At 61.6% G+C, this 1,827-nt stretch carries 2 protein-coding genes; both read right to left on the bottom strand.

Annotated features, from left to right (window positions below):
- A partial coding sequence (locus ACFP9U_RS24880) for a four-carbon acid sugar kinase family protein (protein ID WP_378625550.1) occupies positions 1–534 on the bottom strand: 534 nt, incomplete at its 3' end.
- A 128-nt stretch (positions 535–662) separates the two neighbouring features.
- On the bottom strand, positions 663–1,253 hold the full coding sequence (locus ACFP9U_RS24875) for a hypothetical protein (RefSeq protein ID WP_378625549.1): 591 nt from the start codon (positions 1,251–1,253) through the stop codon (positions 663–665).
- Positions 1,254–1,827 lie beyond the last annotated feature (574 nt).

The raw sequence follows: 1,827 nt of genomic DNA, 5'->3' as shown, positions 1-1,827 counted from the left end.
CAGCGCCTCGGCCAATCCGGCGGCGCCGACGAAAAGGGTCTGACCGAGGGTGTCCGGCAAGGCCGCGTCAATATCCGTATCTGCTGTCGCATCCGGGACCGTTGCCGCGCGCCCGATCGCGCTTCGCACGTCAATCGGCGCGTCGACCCCGGCTCCCGTGACCGCCCCGTCGACCACGTAGCGTCCGAGACGGGGGATGGCGGGACATGCCAGCACCGGACCCGGCTTCATGGTCGAAACGACGTCCAGTTCGGCGGCGACCGGGCCTTTCAAGCGGCTGTCCACCTTCTTGAACAATATGCCGGAAAATCCGGCGGCGGCATCGCCGACGGCGGTCATGGCCGCGCGCGCCGCTTCGGGCGCCAGTTCCCGCGAGCCGGTGGATACCGCAACAACATGGGCGTTCTGCGCCAGGGCGCGCGGCAAATGATCGACACCGAGCGCGGCCACAACGCACATGCCCCGCTCGGCAAAAGCGACCGCACTGTCCAAAGCACCTGTCAGATCATCGGCTATGAGGAGAACATCTGCCATTTCCGAAAACGCCGCCGCATCACTATTGGCCATTTTGTAAACTTGTAAGCTCCTCCCGGCGCGTTGGCAAATGACGAGATGGTGTGGGCTCGGCCGGCTTCCAGCCCGCCGCGAGCCCGCGCCCCCATTCAGTTCAACACCTCGAACTGATTGAGAATCCACACGATCTCGGCAATCAGCGCGACGACGACAAATGCCACGTGATAACGATAGTTCCTGATCCACATGGCGATCAGCGCCAGGACGGAAAGCCCGATCTGACGCATGGGGTAAAAAAGGCCGAGAGAGCGGAAATGCTCCAAGCCCTTGAAGGCCGTGTCCGCCAGATCGACGATGAAGAGGCTTGCAAGGAGGCCGTAGAACCATTTCTGCCGTGTATGGAAGTAATCCCGATAGTTCGGGTATTCGCTCATCTTGTCCGGAAACAGGACCGCGCACGTGAAGAAAAACAGCGCCGCGTAGAATATCACGAAGAAGTAGAGCTCGAAGGTCCATCGCTCTATCTTGGCAAGGCCGATCTCGAACCACCAGAAATGCATGACGGCAAGCAGCAGGAACAACGCCCACCCGATGTGGACGCTATAGACATGCTCGCGCCGCGGGTGCTGAACGAGAAAAGCCAGTCCGTTCAGCACACGGGCGACGCTCAGGCCGGTAATAATCCCGATGAACACGCGGACATGAAAGAAGGTGTTCGGATCCGGAGTGATGGCTTCCATGCCGTTCTTTCCCAAAGCCAATTCGGGCCAATGCCCATTCCTTCGCGCTTTCGAGAATCGGAACGTTTTCCACCCCAGCGTGCGAAGTTCGGCCTCTACGTTATTCTCTACGGTGCATGCAGACAAATGGAGCGGCCGGCCGGAGGCAGCATGGCTTCACCGAAACCGGCGCGCAGGTTGGGGTATATGCAATCCCGCCGGTAGTCGGGGAGGGCTTCGGAACAAGCCAGCGGGAATCGCCCGAACGGAGAACGATGCGCCGGCCATATCCTGCCGCGCCTTCGCCTTTTCCGCGCTCGACGAGCAGGGTCGTGTGCTCCATGCCGCATGGTCAAACGCCTCGCGGCAGTCGAGACGGCGCAGCCCCGCTGGCCGGGCCAGCGGGGCGACATCGATGCGGCCGGTCGGGAGATTCGGCCGCATCGATTTTGAGGAGCGGGTTGCGCGCTCGCGGCGTCTATTTGATGATGATCGAGCCCTTCATGCCTCTGTCTTCGAGGTCTGGGACGGACCATGTGAAGAAGCCTGGTCTTGCGGCGACGAACTGGACCTGGATGGTGCCTGGGGCGTCGAA

This window comes from Nitratireductor sp. GCM10026969 (assembly GCF_042660605.1).
In the GTDB taxonomy this organism is placed as follows: Bacteria; Pseudomonadota; Alphaproteobacteria; order Rhizobiales; family Rhizobiaceae; genus Chelativorans.
Note: the sequence above shows the minus strand (reverse complement) of the source record. Positions and strands in the feature narration are given on the sequence as shown.

What these genes read in the sequence shown, in the direction of transcription:
- ACFP9U_RS24875 (WP_378625549.1), bottom strand. Translation starts at nt 1,253, where the DNA reads ATGGAAGCCATCACTCCGGATCCGAACACCTTCTTTCATGTCCGCGTG.